The sequence below is a fragment of the Pseudomonas sp. B1(2018) genome, from assembly GCF_003097365.1.
Classification (GTDB): Bacteria; Pseudomonadota; Gammaproteobacteria; order Pseudomonadales; family Pseudomonadaceae; genus Aquipseudomonas; species Aquipseudomonas laurylsulfatiphila.
The window spans coordinates 1-16582 of the sequence record NZ_PYUK01000002.1; the positions used below are offsets into that span (position 1 = coordinate 1).

Sequence of the window (16582 nt, forward strand, 5' to 3'; positions counted from 1 at the left end):
GTGGAGTGCGAGCCACCCGCCCGCTTACGTGGCGCGACGTGCAGGCTGGATTCGGCGCCAGATGAGCCAACTGGGTGGCGACCGCTATCTGGTCGGGCTGAACGATTCGCGTCGGGCGCCTTGGTCCCAGTGATTCCCAAGATCAAAAGATCGCAGCCTTCGGCAGCTCCTACAGGGGATCGCGTTCCAATGTAGGAGCTGCCGAAGGCTGCGATCTTTTGAAGCTGGACGCGGTATCACTGAAACACCGCGCCCCTCACAACTCAGCTGTAAACCCGGCCAAGGAGCTGCCGATGGCTTTCAAACTGATCGAGCACATCACGGGTGATCTGATCTTGAGTGAAACCCATCAAGTCGTAGTCCTGGCTACCGTTATGCAGGTAAACCTCGGCGCGATAGAAACGCTGACGCGCCTCATCGGACTGTGCCGATTCAGTCGGCGTGGCCAGGTAACCGTCCAGGCTGACTTCGTAGACAAACGGGTTGCCCTCTTCCATCTCGACCCGCACGCCCATGCAACGCTTGGACTTGCCCAGCAACGTCTGAACCTTCAGGCCCTGAGCACGCATTTGCGCCGTCGCATCCTCCAGCGCCGGGCTCACTTGCTTGTCCATGAAGCGCTGCACCACCGACTGGCTTGGCTGCAGGTCCAGTTGGGTCAAACGCTCGCTGAAACCACGACGACCGCGTGCCGCCAGTTCCGCTTGCTCCTGTTCGATCTGCACGTCCTGGCGCATGGCCTTGTGCAAGCCGAACATGAAGAACACCAGCACCACCGAGAACGGCAGACCGGCCAGTACCACCATGGTCTGCATGGCTTCGAAGTTACCGGCGAACAGCAGGCCGATGGTCACCAGAGTGATCACCACCGACCAGAAGATCCGCAGCCAGTGCGGCGCGTCTTCATCGACGGTACCGCCCTTGCACGACAGGTTGGCCATCATCACCGCGCCGGAATCCGCCGGGGTCAGGAACAGCACAAAACCGACAAAGATCGACACGCCGATCACCACCTTCGACGCCGGGTAATGCTCAAGCAACTGGTAGATCGCCATGGACGGCTGTTCCAGCGCCGTTTTTCCAAGCTCCACCGCCCCATGGTTCATCACCAGGTCCAGGGCCGAGTTACCGAAGATCGACAGCCACGCCAGGGTGAAGCCAAGCGGAATCAGCAGTACGCCGGCCACCAGTTCACGCACCGTGCGACCACGGGAAATACGTGCGATGAACATGCCCACGAATGGTGCCCAGGAAATCCACCAGGCCCAGTAGAACAGGGTCCACAGGCCCAACCAGCGGTCGGACTTCTCGGCGTCGCCTTCATACACGTAAAGGTCGAAGGTCTTCAGCACCACGCCGTTCAGGTAGTCGCCGACGTTCTGCACGAAGCCGTTGAGCAGGTGCAGGGTCGGGCCGAACAGCAGGACGAAAATCAGCAGGCCGCTGAACAGCACGATGTTCAGGTTGGACAGACGACGGATGCCGTTTTCCACACCCGACACGGCGGCGATGGTCGCCACGGTGCTCATCACGATGATCACGATCAGCAGGTTGGTGTTGCTGTGCTCCATGCCGAACAGGTTTTCAAGGCCCGACGACACTTGCAGCGAACCGATCCCAAGGTTGGTCACCAGGCCCAGCAGGGTCACGAACATGCCGAAGCCGTCCACCGCATGACCGGCCGCGCCCTTGACCCAGCGCTCACCCACCAGCGGATACAGCGCCGAACGCAATGCCAGCGGCTGGTTATGACGGTAGGCAAAGTACGCCACCGCCAAGCCGACCAGCGCGTAAATCGCCCAGCCGTGCAGGCCCCAATGCAGGAACGTCAGTTGTACTGCCTGACGTGCCGCGAGGTTACTGCCGGCCACGCCTTCCGGCGGGTTGAAATAGTGGTCCAGCGGTTCGGACGCGCCGAAATACAACAACGAGATGCCGATACCCGAGGAGAACAGCATCCCCGCCCAGGCGCCGTAGCTGAAATCCGGGGTGTCATCCTTACTGCCCAGCTTGAGTTTGCCGTAGGACGAAAACGCCAGGCCGACGACGAAAATCAGATAGGCGGCAATCACCACCATGTAGTACCAGCCGAAGCTGCGGGACAACCAGGCTTGCGCCGTACCCAGCATTCTGCCGGCCTCTTGCGGGGCGATGATCAGAATGGCGGTCAACAACAGAATCAACGCGGTAGAGGTGTAGAACACCCAACCGTTGACCGACACCTTCTGCGGTGGGGTCTTTATTAGCGAGGCAGAACTCATGGCACAGATGCTCCGGGCGTGCGAGAGAAGAACGCAAGGCAAACGAGTTACCCGACCAATCGGTTAGTGGGCAGCCGACCAGCGGGTGATATAAAGACAGCCCGAAAAAAGCCCGAAACCCCTTGAGCGCCACAGCGCGTAGGTTTCGAGCAGATTCGGAAGTCATTTTTTCCGCCGCTACATGTAGGAAAAATCTGAAGGCAGCGACGATTTGTCGCAGATCTTATTCTTTGTTGATTGAACGTTCAATCAAAACAAAATAGACTGGCCCTCAAGCCGGTAGTCGTTTGACGTCTGCCGGAAGGCCTAAGGAGATGTGCAAGATGCCCAAGGTCGGTATGCAACCCATCCGCCGCCAACAGTTGATCGAAGCCACATTGCTGGCGGTCGACCAGGTCGGAATGGGGGACGCCAGCATTGCGCTGATCGCCCGTTTGGCCGGTGTCTCGAATGGCATCATCAGTCATTACTTTCAGGACAAGAACGGCCTGATCGCTGCCACGGCGCAGTACCTGATGAGTGTCCTCAGCGAGAACGTCACCGCGCGCCGTCAGGCGCTGACAGATGCAAGCCCCCGGGCGCATCTGCAGGTGATCATCGAAGGCAACTTCGACGCCAGCCAGGTCAATGGCCCGGCAATGAAAACCTGGCTGGCCTTCTGGGCCACCAGCATGCACCACCCGTCTTTGCACAGGTTGCAGCGGATCAACGATCACCGTCTGTATTCCAACCTGTGCTGCCAGTTCCGCCGCGTACTGCCGCTCGACGATGCGCGCAGTGCAGCCCGTGGCCTGGCAGCCCTCATTGACGGTTTGTGGTTGCGCGGCGCGCTGTCGGGAGATGCTTTCGACACCGGGCAGGCGCACCAGATCGCTTACGAATACATGGATTTCCAACTGGCCAAGCAGGTGAGTTAGAGCACACAGAACGCTCAACCACCGGACCGCGCCAATCACTGATGCACTTGCGAGGACTTTATGGCCCGTTTCGAATTGCAAAAACTCTACATCGATGGCGCTTACTCTGACGCCAGCAGCGACGCCACTTTCGAAGCCATCAACCCGGCTAACGGTGAAGTCCTCGCAAAAGTACAACGTGCCACCTTCGATGACGTCGAGCGCGCCGTCGTCAGCGCCGAAAAGGGCCAGAAAATCTGGGCCGCCATGACCGCCATGGAGCGTTCGCGCATCCTGCGTCGCGCCGTGGAAATCCTGCGTGAGCGCAACGACGAACTGGCCGCCCTGGAAACCCTGGACACCGGCAAGTCGTACTCCGAAACCCGCTACGTCGACATCGTCACCGGCGCCGATGTGCTGGAATACTACGCAGGCCTGGTTCCGGCCATCGAAGGCGAGCAGATTCCGCTGCGCACCACCTCGTTCGTCTACACCCGTCGCGAGCCGCTGGGCGTCGTGGCCGGTATCGGCGCGTGGAACTACCCGATCCAGATCGCCCTGTGGAAATCCGCGCCAGCCCTGGCGGCCGGTAACGCGATGATCTTCAAGCCAAGCGAAGTCACCTCGCTGACCACCCTGAAACTGGCCGAGATCTACACCGAAGCCGGCGTGCCAAACGGCGTGTTCAACGTCCTGACCGGCAGCGGCCGTGAAGTCGGCACCTGGCTGACCGAGCACCCGCGCATCGAGAAAGTCTCGTTCACCGGCGGCACCGACACCGGCAAGAAAGTCATGGCCAGCGCTTCGAGCTCTTCGCTCAAGGAAGTGACCATGGAACTGGGCGGCAAGTCGCCGTTGATCATCTGTGACGACGCCGACCTCGATCGTGCTGCCGACACCGCGATGATGGCCAACTTCTACAGCTCCGGTCAGGTGTGCACCAACGGCACCCGCGTGTTCGTACCGGCCCACCTGAAAGCCGCTTTCGAAGCCAAGATCGTTGAGCGCGTTGCGCGCATCCGCGTCGGCAACCCTGAAGACGAAAACACCAACTTCGGCCCATTGGTCAGCTTCGCCCACATGGAAAACGTGCTGGGCTACATCGCCAAGGGCAAGGAAGAAGGTGCTCGCGTACTGTGCGGCGGCGAGCGCCTGACCGACGGCGACTTCGCCAAAGGCGCCTTCGTGGCCCCGACCGTGTTCACCGACTGCACCGACGACATGACCATCGTCCGTGAAGAAATCTTTGGCCCGGTGATGGCGATCCTCACCTACGAAACCGAAGAAGAAGTGATCCGTCGCGCCAACGACACCGAATTCGGCCTGGCCGCCGGTATCGTCACCCGCGACCTGAACCGCGCGCACCGCGTGATTCACCAACTGGAAGCCGGTATCTGCTGGATCAACGCCTGGGGCGAGTCCGACGCGAAGATGCCGGTTGGCGGCTACAAGCAGTCGGGTGTCGGCCGTGAGAACGGCATCAGCTCGCTGAACAACTTCACCCGCATCAAATCGGTACAGGTCGAGCTGGGCGATTACGTCTCGGTGTTCTAAGACCCGAGTCCTGTATTGCCTGCGAGGGCCTCTTCGCGGGCAAGCCCGCTCCCACAAGGGGCCAGTGGACACAGATCCTGTGTACACCAGAGATCAAATGTGGGAGCGGGCTTGCTCGCGAATCGAGTGCGCAGCACTCGCCCAGGCCCGACCTGACAACCATCAAAGAGGGTGCATTCAATGTCCCAAGAATTCGACTACATCATCATCGGTGCCGGCTCGGCCGGTAACACCCTGGCGACCCGTCTGACCGAAGACGCCGGCGTCACCGTCCTGCTGCTGGAAGCCGGCGGTCCGGACTACCGTTTCGACTTCCGCACGCAAATGCCGGCCGCCCTGGCGTTCCCGCTGCAAGGCCGTCGCTACAACTGGGCCTACGAAACCGATCCTGAGCCACACATGGACGGTCGTCGCATGGAGTGCGGTCGCGGCAAGGGCCTGGGCGGCTCCTCGCTGATCAACGGCATGTGCTACATCCGCGGCAACGCCATGGACTACGACGGCTGGGCGAAACTGCCAGGCCTGGAAGACTGGTCGTACCTGGACTGCCTGCCCTATTTCCGTAAAGCGGAAACCCGCGACATCGGCCCGAACGACTACCACGGTGGCGACGGCCCGGTCAGCGTGACCACGCCGAAAGCCGGCAACAATCCGCTGTTCCACGCCATGGTTGAAGCCGGCGTGCAGGCCGGCTACCCGCGCACCGAAGACTTGAACGGCTACCAGCAGGAAGGCTTCGGCCCGATGGATCGCACCGTGACACCGAAAGGTCGTCGTGCCTCCACCGCCCGTGGTTACCTGGACGTCGCCAAGAAGCGTTCGACCCTGACCATCGTCACCCACGCCCTGACCGACAAGATCCTGTTCGAAGGCAAGCGTGCGGTCGGCGTACGTTACCTGGTTGGCGCGGCTGAAGAGCGCGTTGAAGTCAAGGCGCGCAAGGAAGTGCTGCTGTGCTCCGGCGCCATCGCTTCGCCGCAGATCCTGCAACGCTCCGGCGTCGGCCCGGCCGAGCTGCTGAACAAGCTCGACATTCCGGTGGTCCACGACCTGCCGGGCGTCGGTGAAAACCTGCAGGATCACCTTGAACTGTACCTGCAATACGCTTGCACCCAGCCAGTCTCGCTGTACCCGTCGCTGCTCTTGCACAACCAGCCGGCCATCGGTGCCGAGTGGCTGTTCAACGGCACCGGCATCGGCGCCAGCAACCAGTTCGAAGCCGGCGGTTTCATCCGCACCCGTCCGGAATTCGAATGGCCGAACATCCAGTACCACTTCCTGCCGGTAGCGATTAACTACAACGGCAGCAACGGCGTGAAAGAGCACGGCTTCCAGGCGCACATGGGCTCCATGCGTTCGCCAAGCCGTGGGCGCATCCAGGCCAAGTCCAAGGACCCACGCCAGCACCCGAGCATCCTGTTCAACTACATGGCCACCGAGCAGGACTGGCAGGAATTCCGCGACGGCATCCGCCTGACCCGTGAAATCATGCAACAGCCTGCACTGGACGCTTTCCGTGGTCGCGAGATCAGCCCGGGCATCGAGGTGCAAACCGACGAGCAACTGGACAAGTTCATCCGCGAACATGCCGAAACCGCTTTCCACCCGTCCTGCTCGTGCAAGATGGGCACCGACGAGATGGCCGTGGTCGATGGCGAAGGTCGCGTGCATGGCATGCAAGGCCTGCGTGTCGTCGATGCCTCGATCATGCCGATCATCACCACCGGCAACCTGAACGCACCCACGATCATGATGGCCGAGAAAATCGCCGACAAGATCCGTGGCCGCAAGCCATTGCCGCGCAGCACAGCCACTTACTACGTGGCCGGTGAAGCGCCGGTGAAGGGCAAGCCGGTGCGGGAAGTGAGCCAGACGGCGTAAGGCGTTACACCGCGTCACGGCTATTCGCGAGCAAGCCCGCTCCCACAGGTTTCGGGTTGGATTGCAGATTTGTGATCCAACCAGGACTACTGTGGGAGCGGGCTTGCTCGCGAAGAGGCCCGGCCAGGCAACACCTCTCTCCCGGCAATCACTAGCAAGCCCGATACAAACTTGATCCTCCCCCCCTCGCAGGCCTAATCTAGCGCCACGCAATCGTTTCACCCCTTCCCCTCGCAGCACCGCGCCATCGCCACTCCATACCCAGGAGGTTCACGAATGTTCGACTTCTACCCCCAGCTCAAGCAGCGCTTCGCTGCCTTGCGCACGGGTGCTGAATTCTTTTCCCTGCGTTATGTGCGCGAGTCCGGGCAGTACCTGTCGGTGCGCAAGAACGTCGCCGAACCGCCGAGCCTGAGCCGTGACGAAGGGGCGATGCTGACCGTGCGGGTCAACGGCGTCGAGGCTTATGCGGCGACCAACGATCTGTCGCAACAAGGCCTGCAGGCCGCCCTCGAGCGCGCCGAACACCAGGCCCGTCGACTCAAGCCCCACGCCTTGCTGGACCTGCGTGAACAGGCTGTTTCCAGCGACCGTGCCGATTATTTTTCGCCGAACCTCGACCAGCCCTTCCCGTCCCTGAGCGACTGCTACCAACTGCTCGGCGCCGAGTCGGCCGCCGTGCCCAGGGACGAGCGTCTGGTGAACTGGCAGGTCAGCCTCGGCATCACTCACGTCGAGCAGATTTACCTCAACAGCGCCGGTGCCGAACTGCGCCAGGCGCAACGCTTTGTGTACCCTGGCCTGGACGTCACGGCCTACGACGGCAACGACAGCCAGACCCGCAGCCTGGGTCGCGAGAACTTCGGCCAGCAAGGCGCGGCAGACGTTATCAGCCGCTGCGGCCTGATCGGTGCCGGTGCCCAGGTGGCTGATCAGGCGCTGCAACTGCTGCTGGCGCCAAACACACCGCAAGGCAAGCGCGACCTGCTGCTGATGCCCGACCAGATGATGCTGCAAATCCACGAATCCATCGGCCACCCGCTGGAGCTGGACCGCATTCTGGGTGACGAGCGCAATTACGCCGGCACCAGTTTCGTCAAAACCGAAGATTTCGGCCGACTGCAATACGGCTCCGGCCTGCTCAACGTGACCTTCGACCCGGACATCCCCGAAGAACTCGCCAGCTATGGCCATGACGACGACGGCACGCCCGCCAGCAAGCAGTTCCTGATCCGCGAAGGCCTGTTGCTGCGCCCGCTGGGCGGTGCGTTGTCGCAATTCCGGGCCGGCATGGACGGCGTCGCCAACAGCCGCGCCTGCGGCTGGAATCGCCCGCCGATCGATCGCATGGCCAACCTCAACATCGAGCCGGGCGATCAGTCCATCGAGCAGTTGATCGGCGGTATCGAACACGGCGTGCTGATGTCGACCAACCGTTCCTGGTCGATCGACGATGCCCGCAATAAATTCCAGTTCGGCTGCGAATGGGGCCAACTGATCGAAAACGGCGAACTCAAGGGAGTGGTAAAGAATCCCAATTACAGGGGCATCTCCGCGCAGTTCTGGAAAAGCCTCAGCGCCGTCGGCGATGCCAGTACTTTCAAGGTCCTCGGCACACCGAATTGCGGCAAGGGCGAGCCGAACCAGGTGATCCGCGTCGGCCACGCGTCACCGGCCTGCGTGTTCAGTAACGTTGATGTATTCGGAGGAGACGCCTGATGCATCCGTCAATCAGCCAGTCCGCATCGTTCAAGGCGCTGGTCAACAGCCTGCGTGCAGCGCTTCACGAGCCCGAACAGTTCACCCTCAGCTACGCCGCCGAGTCTTCGGCCTTCATACGTTTCAACCACGCCAAGGTGCGTCAGGCCGGTCAGGTGCAGCAGGCGAGCATCGGCCTGAAACTGATCAACGAAGGCCGCCATGCCGACCTGCAAATCACGTTGGCCGGCGATCCCCAGGTTGATCTGCAACGTTTGAACGAAGGCCTGCAACAGCTGCGCGACACCTTGCCGCTGCTACCTCCGGACCCGTATCTGCTGCTCAACCACAATGGCTGGCAGAGCAACAACGTGCAGGCCCAACCGCTGCCGGACACCGAACAGGTGGTCGCGCAAATCACCCAGGCCGCCGAAGGCCTGGATCTTGTCGGTTTCTACGCTGCCGGACCGATCAGTCGTGGTTTTGCCAGTTCTTCGGGCGCCTTCGGCTGGCATCAGGCCAACAGTTTCAATTTCGACTTCAGCCTGTTCCACGAGAACGGCCAGGCGGTAAAGGCCAGCTATGCCGGGCAGGACTGGAACAGCGAGGGCTTTGCCAAACGCTTCGAGCAAGCCCGCGAGCAGCTTGAGTTTCTGGGACGGCCGCTACGCACTTTGGCGCCCGGCCAGTACCGCGCTTACTTGGCGCCGGCGGCGCTGGAAGAGATCATGGGCATGCTGTGCTGGGGTGGTTTCTCGGCACAGTCGATTGCCAGCAAAAGCAGTCCGCTGCAAAGGCTCTACGGTGGCGACAGCGCGTTCAGCCCGCTGGTCTCGCTGGATGAAAAGGTCAGTGGTTCACTGAGCCCGGCGTTTTCCGATGAAGGTTATCCGCGCAGTGACCTGGGGTTGATCGTCAACGGTAGGGCCGGGGCACAACTGGTCAGTTCGCGCAGCGCCGCGGAGTACGGTTTGACTGCCAACGGTGCCAGCGGCGGTGAATCCCCGAGCGCGCTGAACATGAAAGCCGGGGCATTGCCTGACGCGGACATTCTCAAGCAGTTGGGTACGGGGCTGTACATCAGCAACCTGTGGTACCTGAACTTTTCGGATCAACCGGCCGCACGCCTGACCGGCATGACCCGCTTTGCTACGTTCTGGGTCGAGAACGGCGAGATTCAAGCACCGGTCAACACCATGCGCTTTGATGACAGCGCCTTCAGCCTGCTCGGTTCGCGGCTCGAAGCGTTGACCGCGGAGCGGGAGTTGTTGCTGTCGGCGAGTACGTACAGCCAGCGGGCGACGGCTTCGGCGTTGCTACCAGGGGCGTTGGTCAGCCGTTTGACCTTGACCTTGTAATACCGCAAAAGATCGCAGCCTGCGGCAGCTCCTACAGGACCGTATTTCAATACATGTTCCGGAGGGCGCCGCTCCTCCTGTAGGAGCTGCCGCAGGCTGCGATCTTTTCAGGGCACACAAAAAACAACTGACTCATCCCACAAGAGGTCCCATGCCCAACCGCCCGCCTCTCGACGCTGTCACCGCCCGCTGGATACCCTGGGTTGTCGCCATTGCCTTCTTCATGCAGTCCCTCGACGGGACGATCCTCAACACCGCCCTGCCGGCCATGGCCCGCGACCTGGCCGAGGACCCATTGCGCATGCAAGGGGTGATCATCGCCTACATGCTCACGGTCGCCTTGCTGATCCCGGCCTCGGGCTGGATCGCCGACCGTTTTGGCACCAGGAAGATCTTCTTCAGCGCAATCCTGCTGTTCAGTCTCGGCTCGTTGCTCTGCGCATTGTCGAGCAGCCTGAGCCTGCTGATCGGCGCCCGGGTGATCCAGGGCCTGGGCGGAGCGTTGATGCTGCCGGTCGGGCGGCTGGTGGTACTGCGTGCCTACCCGCGTTCGGAACTGGTGCGGATCATGGGCTTCATCACCATTCCCGGGCTGCTAGGCCCCTTGATCGGCCCGACCATGGGCGGCTGGATGGTGCAATACCTGACCTGGCACTGGATCTTCCTGATCAACCTGCCGGTGGGGCTGGTGGGCTGCTACGCCGTGTGGAAATTCATCCCGGACCTGCGCGGCTCGGAACGCACCCGTTTCGACAGCCTGGGCTTCGTGCTGTTCGGCGCAGCAATGATTCTGATCACCATCGCCATGGAAGGCCTGGGCGAACTGCACCTGCCACACCTGCGGGTGATGTTGCTGCTGTTCGGCGGCATGGCGTGCCTGGCGGCGTACTGGTTGCGCGCCGGGCATATCGAAAACCCGTTGTTCGCGCCGTCGCTGTTCAAGACCCGGACCTTTGCCGTGGGCATCCTCGGCAACCTGTTCGCCCGTCTCGGCAGCGGCGCCCTGCCCTTTCTGGTGCCGTTGCTGCTGCAAGTGGCGCTGGGCTACTCGCCGTCCCAGGCCGGGATGAGCATGCTGCCGCTGGCCGCTGCGGCGATGATCGCCAAGTGGGTGGCACGGCCGCTGATCGAGCGTCTGGGTTACCGCATCGTGCTGACCGGCAACACCCTGGCACTGGGCATCATGCTGGCGAGCATGGGCCTGGTCAGCGAGCAGACGCCGTATTGGCTACTGCTGTGCCTGTTGGCGATCCTTGGTGCGATCAACTCCCTGCAGTTCACCGCGATGAACACCGTGACCCTGATCGACCTCGACGACGCCAGCGCCAGCAGCGGCAACAGCCTGCTGTCGGTGGTCGCGCAATTGTCCCTGAGCCTGGGCGTTGCCTGCGCCGGTGCGTTGCTCGGTGGCTTCACGGCGGAGATCGGCAATGATGGCGTGGAGACGGTGCTGGGCGCATTCCAGCTGACGTTTGTGACTGTCGGGATCATGGCGATGCTGGCCGCGACAATCTTCTCGCAACTGTCAAAGAATGACGGACGGCGCGTCAAGCGTCCGGAAGAACACATAGAGCCTTAGTTTCCGAACGAGAAGTGCCTGCGCTCGACCATGCTGCGTTGAAAACAGCCTCGAAATGCTCATTGGCTAAAGCCAACTCCGCTTTCTCGCCTGTTTTCGCCTTGCCTGGTCATCGCTCGGCTACTTCTCGTCCGGAAACTACGGGCGAATGGCCATCGGACTGGTACACTGCGCGACATTTTGTTTTGCAGGCCAGTCCCGTGACCACCATCGCCACCGAATTTAATACTTTGCCGCTGTCTGCCGCCATGCTGGCTAACCTCGAATCCCTCGGTTATGCCCAGATGACGCCGATCCAGGCGCAAAGCTTGCCGGTGATCCTCAAAGGGATGGACCTGATCGCCCAGGCCAAGACCGGCAGCGGCAAGACCGCGGCCTTCGGCATCGGCCTGCTGAACCCGATCAATCCGCGTTACTTCGGCTGCCAGGCACTGATCCTGTGCCCGACCCGCGAGCTGGCCGACCAGGTCGCCAAGGAAATCCGTCGCCTGGCCCGTGCCGAAGACAACATCAAGGTCCTGACCCTGTGCGGCGGCGTGTCCCTCGGCCCGCAGATCGCTTCGCTGGAGCACGGCGCGCACATCATCGTCGGCACGCCGGGGCGCATCCAGCAGCACCTGCGCAAGGGCTCGCTGGTCCTCCACGGCCTCAACACCCTGATCCTCGACGAAGCCGACCGCATGCTCGACATGGGTTTCTACGACTCGATCGAAGAAATCATCATGCAGGCCCCGGAGCGTCGCCAGACCCTGCTGTTCTCCGCGACCTACCCGGTGGGCATCAAGCAGCTGGCCTCGAAGTTCATGCGCAACCCGCAGCAAGTGAAGGCCGAAGCGTTCCACGACGACACGCAGATCGAGCAGCGCTTCTACGAGATCTCCCCGGATGACCGCATGAGGGCGGTGACCAAGGTACTTGGCCACTTCCGCCCGGCGTCCTGCGTAGCCTTCTGCTTCACCAAGCAGCAGGTTCAGGAAACCGTCGATCACCTGACCGCCAAAGGCATCTCTGCCGTTGGCCTGCACGGTGACCTGGAACAGCGTGACCGAGACCAGGTGCTGGCGATGTTCGCCAACCGCAGTACTTCGGTACTGGTCGCCACCGACGTCGCTGCCCGTGGCCTGGACATCGATTCCCTGGACATGGTGATCAACGTCGAGCTGGCCCGCGATTCGGAAATTCACATCCACCGCGTCGGCCGTACCGGCCGTGCCGGTGAGAAAGGCCTGGCGATCAGCCTGGTGGCGCCGTCCGAAGCGCAGCGTGCACAAGCCATCGAGCAATTGCAGAAAACACCGCTGACCTGGGATCAGGTGGACAACCTCACCTCCAAGGGCGGTGGTCCGCTGCTGCCGCAGATGAGCACCCTGTGCATCGCTGGCGGCCGCAAGGACAAGGTCCGTCCGGGCGACATTCTTGGCGCACTGACCGGTGACGCCGGCATCCCCGGCGCCCAGGTCGGCAAGATCGCGATTTTCGACTTCCAGGCCTATGTGGCCGTGGAGCGCGGCGTCGCCAAACAGGCCTTGCAGCGTTTGAACGACGGCAAGATCAAGGGCCGCTCGTTGCGCGTGCGCATCCTGTAAAAAACACCGCCTACCCTGTAGGAGCTGCCGCAGGCTGCGATCTTTTGATCTTGTTTTTGAAAAGGCAAAGTCAAAAGATCGCAGCCTGCGGCAGCTCCTACACAGCTTCTACAGGTTTCTTTTGAGGACACCGTTTTGCGCTCTACCGAAGTCGTGATCATTGGCGCTGGCGCCGCAGGGTTGATGTGTGCGCTGACCGCCGCCGGGCGCGGGCGCAAGGTGCTGCTGCTCGACCATGCCAACAAGGCCGGCAAGAAAATCCTGATGTCCGGCGGCGGTCGCTGCAATTTCACCAACATGTACACGGAACCAGGCAATTTTCTCTCGCAGAACGCGCATTTCTGCAAATCCGCCTTGGCCCGTTACACCCAGTGGGATTTCATCGGCATGGTGGCCAAGCACGGCGTGCCGTATCACGAGAAAAAACTCGGCCAGTTGTTCTGCGATAACAAATCCAGCGACATCCTCGAAATGCTGCTGAACGAGTGCGACCAGGTCGGCGTCAACCTGCACCTGGACACCTCTATCCAGACCATCGAAAAGCTTGAGAAGGGCTATTTGCTGGACACAACCCTCGACCAGATCACCTGCGAATCCCTGGTGATCGCCACTGGCGGCCTGTCGATCCCGACACTGGGCGCCACCGGCTTCGGTTACCAGGTGGCCAGGCAGTTCGGCCACGAGCTGCTGCCGACCCGCGCCGGTCTGGTGCCATTCACCATCACCGATCAACTCAAGGTGTTGTGCACCGAGTTGTCCGGTACCTCGGTGGATTGCCTGGTGAGCTGCAACGACCAGAGCTTCCGCGAGAACATCCTGTTTACCCACCGCGGCCTCAGCGGCCCGGCGATTTTGCAGATCTCGTCATTCTGGGAGTCCGGCGATACCGTCGAGATCAACCTGATGCCGGATCACGACGTGCCGAGCTGGCTGCAACAGCAACAGGCCGAACGCCCCAACAGCGAGCTGAAAACCCTGCTCGGCGAAATCTTCACCAAGAAGATGGCCAACCTGCTGGCGGACAACTGGTTCGTCTCCAAACCGATGAAGCAGTACACCCACGCGGAACTGGCTGACATCGCCGAGAAACTGGCGAGCTGGAAAGTCGTGCCGGCGGGTACCGAAGGTTATCGCACCGCCGAGGTGACCCTGGGCGGCGTCAACACCAATGAAGTGTCGTCCAAGACCATGGAATCGCTGAAAAGCCCGGGCCTGTATTTCATCGGCGAAGTACTGGATGTCACCGGGCATCTGGGCGGTTTCAACTTCCAGTGGGCCTGGGCTTCGGGCTACGCGGCGGCGCAGTACGTCTGATTCAGAAACCTACACAACCCCCCTGTGGGAGCGAGCTTGCTCGCGATGGCGGCCTATCAGTCAACATCTCTGTTGAATGTTATGGCCTCATCGCGAGCAAGCTCGCTCCCACAGGTTTCTAGGCCAGCCACAAAACTTGTGATCAACCCAGATCACCAATGCTCAAAGGAACAGATTTTGCTGTCTGATGTGATCGGCGCCATTGCGTCGGCGTCATTAGTGGCTCAATTTAGCGTCATTGCCTCGGAAGGCCTTCGCACTTCATGTCATCGACTTCGTTCCGCCAGTCTCTGCGGCGCCTTTGGGCGCTGGATAAATTCAGCTACAGCGTACGGGTATTCATTGCCCTGACCGGCACCATGGCGCTGTGTTGGTATCAGGACGAAATGGGCCTGCTGATCCCGTTGTTCCTGGGGATTATCGCCAGCGCCCTGGCCGAGACCGACGACAGCTGGCAGGGCCGTCTCAACGCGCTGGCGGTGACGCTGGTGTGTTTCGCTGTCGCCGCCCTGTCCGTTGAACTGCTCTTCCCCTACCCCTCGCTGTTTATCATCGCTTTCGCCCTGGCCGCGTTCTGCCTGACCATGCTCGGCGCCCTCGGCGAGCGCTATGGCGCGATTGCTTCGGCAACCTTGATCCTGTCGGTCTACACCATGATCGGCGTGGACCAGCGTGGCGGCGCGGTGACCGACGTCTGGCACGAGCCGGTGCTGCTGGTGGCCGGCGCCGCCTGGTATGGCTTGCTGTCGGTGTTGTGGCAGGCACTGTTTTCCAATCAGCCGGTGCAGCAAAGCCTGGCGCGGCTGTTCCGCGAGCTGGGCTATTACCTGAAGCTGAAATCTTCACTGTTCGAGCCAATCCGGCAGATGGACGTCGAAGCGCGGCGCCTGGAACTGGCCCAGCAGAACGGCCGAGTGGTGGCGGCACTGAATGCCGCCAAGGAAATCATCCTGCACCGGGTCGGCAACGGGCGCCCGGGGTCGAAGGTCAGCCGCTACCTGAAACTGTACTTCCTCGCCCAGGACATCCACGAGCGCGCCAGCTCTTCACACTATCCGTACAACGCACTCGCAGAAGCGTTTTTCCACAGTGACGTCATGTTCCGCTGCCAACGCCTGTTGCGTCAGCAAGGCAAAGCCTGCCGTGCCCTGGCCGAATCGATCCAGATGCGTCAACCGTTCACCTATGACGCCAGTTTCACCGAGGCTCTCAGCGATCTGGATGCCTCTCTCGAACACCTGCGCATCCAGAGCAACCCGGCCTGGCGCGGCCTGCTGCGTTCGCTGCGGGCACTGGCGGCCAACCTCGGTACCCTCGACCGCTTGCTCAGCGACGCCAGCAACCCCGACGCCCTGGCCGACGCCACCGACAGCAGCTTGCTCGACCGCTCGCCACGCAATCTCAAGGACGTGTGGGTTCGCCTGCGCACGCAGCTGACGCCGACCTCGTTGCTGTTCCGTCATGCCCTGCGATTGCCCCTGGCGTTGAGCATCGGCTACGCCATGGTGCATTTGATTCACCCGTCCCAGGGCTACTGGATCATCCTCACGACGCTGTTCGTCTGCCAACCGAACTACGGCGCCACTCGCCGTAAACTCGGTCAACGGATCATTGGCACCGCCATCGGCCTGACGTTGGCCTGGGCGCTGTTCGACCTGTTCCCGAACCCGCTGATCCAATCGTGCTTCGCCATTGCCGCCGGGGTGGTGTTCTTTACCAACCGTACCACCCGCTACACCCTGGCGACGGCGGCAATCACCCTGATGGTGCTGTTCTGCTTCAACCAGGTGGGCGACGGTTACGGACTGTTCCTGCCACGGCTGTTCGATACCTTGCTCGGCAGCCTGATCGCCGGGCTGGCGGTGTTCCTGTTCCTGCCGGACTGGCAGGGCCGGCGCCTGAACAAAGTGCTGGCCAACACCCTGGCCTGCAACAGCATTTACCTGCGCCAGATCATGCAGCAGTACGCGGCGGGCAAAAGCGACGACCTGGCCTACCGCCTGGCCCGCCGCAACGCACACAATGCCGACGCGGCGCTGTCGACCACGCTGGCTAATATGCTGATGGAGCCGGGGCATTTCCGAAAGGAAGCGGACGTGGGTTTCCGCTTCCTGGTGCTGTCACACACGTTGCTCAGTTACCTGTCGGGCCTGGGTGCGCACCGGGAAACCCAACTGCCGGCAGACGTGCGTGAACAGTTGATCGAGGGGGCCGGGGTGAAACTGGCTGCCAGCATCGACGAGATCGCCCAGGGACTGGCGAGCAAGGCTTCGATTGCGATCCAGAGCGATGAAGAAGAAGCACTGGCCAATGAGCTGGAACAGATGCCGGATGAAATCGATGAAGGCCAGCGGCTGGTGCAGACGCAGTTGGCATTGATCTGCCGACAGCTCGGGCCGTTGCGGACGTTGGCGGCGCATCTCATCAAGGATACGAGCGAAGATTGAGATCTGTG

10 protein-coding genes and 1 pseudogene are annotated in these 16582 nt (G+C 61.7%); 10 read left to right on the top strand and 1 reads right to left on the bottom strand.

Annotated features, from left to right (window positions below; genetic code table 11):
- Window positions 1–133 (top strand): annotated as a pseudogene (gene mtgA / locus C9422_RS02375) (monofunctional biosynthetic peptidoglycan transglycosylase); the annotation flags it as partial.
- 130 nt (window positions 134–263) lie between these two features.
- Here mtgA and C9422_RS02380 read toward each other — a convergent pair.
- Window positions 264–2204: a BCCT family transporter gene (locus C9422_RS02380; protein WP_256589861.1), complete on the bottom strand. Its 1941-nt coding sequence runs from the start codon at window positions 2202–2204 to the stop codon at window positions 264–266.
- A gap of 380 nt (window positions 2205–2584) precedes the next feature.
- Here C9422_RS02380 and betI point away from each other — a divergent pair, with 380 nt between their 5' ends.
- The 9 genes from betI to yccS all read left to right on the top strand — a co-directional run bounded on the left by betI (window position 2585) and on the right by yccS (window position 16574).
- Window positions 2585–3178 carry a transcriptional regulator BetI gene (gene betI / locus C9422_RS02385; protein ID WP_007975486.1) on the top strand — a complete coding sequence of 198 codons (594 nt, stop codon included), beginning with the start codon at window positions 2585–2587 and terminating at the stop codon, window positions 3176–3178.
- Between the two features lie 60 nt (window positions 3179–3238).
- Entirely contained in the window at window positions 3239–4711 is a 1473-nt protein-coding gene (gene betB / locus C9422_RS02390; protein ID WP_102700682.1) for a betaine-aldehyde dehydrogenase, read from the top strand.
- A 180-nt stretch (window positions 4712–4891) separates the two neighbouring features.
- On the top strand, window positions 4892–6592 hold the full coding sequence (gene betA, locus C9422_RS02400; protein ID WP_116579585.1) for a choline dehydrogenase: 1701 nt from the start codon (window positions 4892–4894) through the stop codon (window positions 6590–6592).
- A gap of 276 nt (window positions 6593–6868) precedes the next feature.
- On the top strand, window positions 6869–8311 hold the full coding sequence (locus tag C9422_RS02405; protein ID WP_116579586.1) for a TldD/PmbA family protein: 1443 nt from the start codon (window positions 6869–6871) through the stop codon (window positions 8309–8311).
- Entirely contained in the window at window positions 8311–9648 is a 1338-nt protein-coding gene (locus C9422_RS02410) for a TldD/PmbA family protein (RefSeq protein WP_116579587.1), read from the top strand. Before C9422_RS02405 ends, C9422_RS02410 begins: the two co-directional genes overlap by 1 nt.
- A gap of 151 nt (window positions 9649–9799) precedes the next feature.
- Window positions 9800–11227 (top strand): multidrug transporter subunit MdtD, encoded by a 1428-nt coding sequence (gene mdtD / locus C9422_RS02415; RefSeq protein ID WP_007975478.1) that lies wholly within the window; start codon window positions 9800–9802, stop codon window positions 11225–11227.
- Window positions 11228–11475: 248 nt separating this feature from the next.
- The gene (gene dbpA / locus C9422_RS02420; protein ID WP_371924674.1) at window positions 11476–12813 is read left to right on the top strand and encodes an ATP-dependent RNA helicase DbpA; all 1338 of its coding nucleotides are present in this window, start codon (window positions 11476–11478) and stop codon (window positions 12811–12813) included.
- Window positions 12814–12948: 135 nt separating this feature from the next.
- Window positions 12949–14127 carry an NAD(P)/FAD-dependent oxidoreductase gene (locus C9422_RS02425; RefSeq protein WP_116579589.1) on the top strand — a complete coding sequence of 393 codons (1179 nt, stop codon included), beginning with the start codon at window positions 12949–12951 and terminating at the stop codon, window positions 14125–14127.
- Window positions 14128–14390: 263 nt separating this feature from the next.
- Window positions 14391–16574, top strand: coding sequence for a YccS family putative transporter (yccS, locus tag C9422_RS02435; RefSeq protein ID WP_116579591.1), 2184 nt, complete (start codon window positions 14391–14393; stop codon window positions 16572–16574).
- Window positions 16575–16582 lie beyond the last annotated feature (8 nt).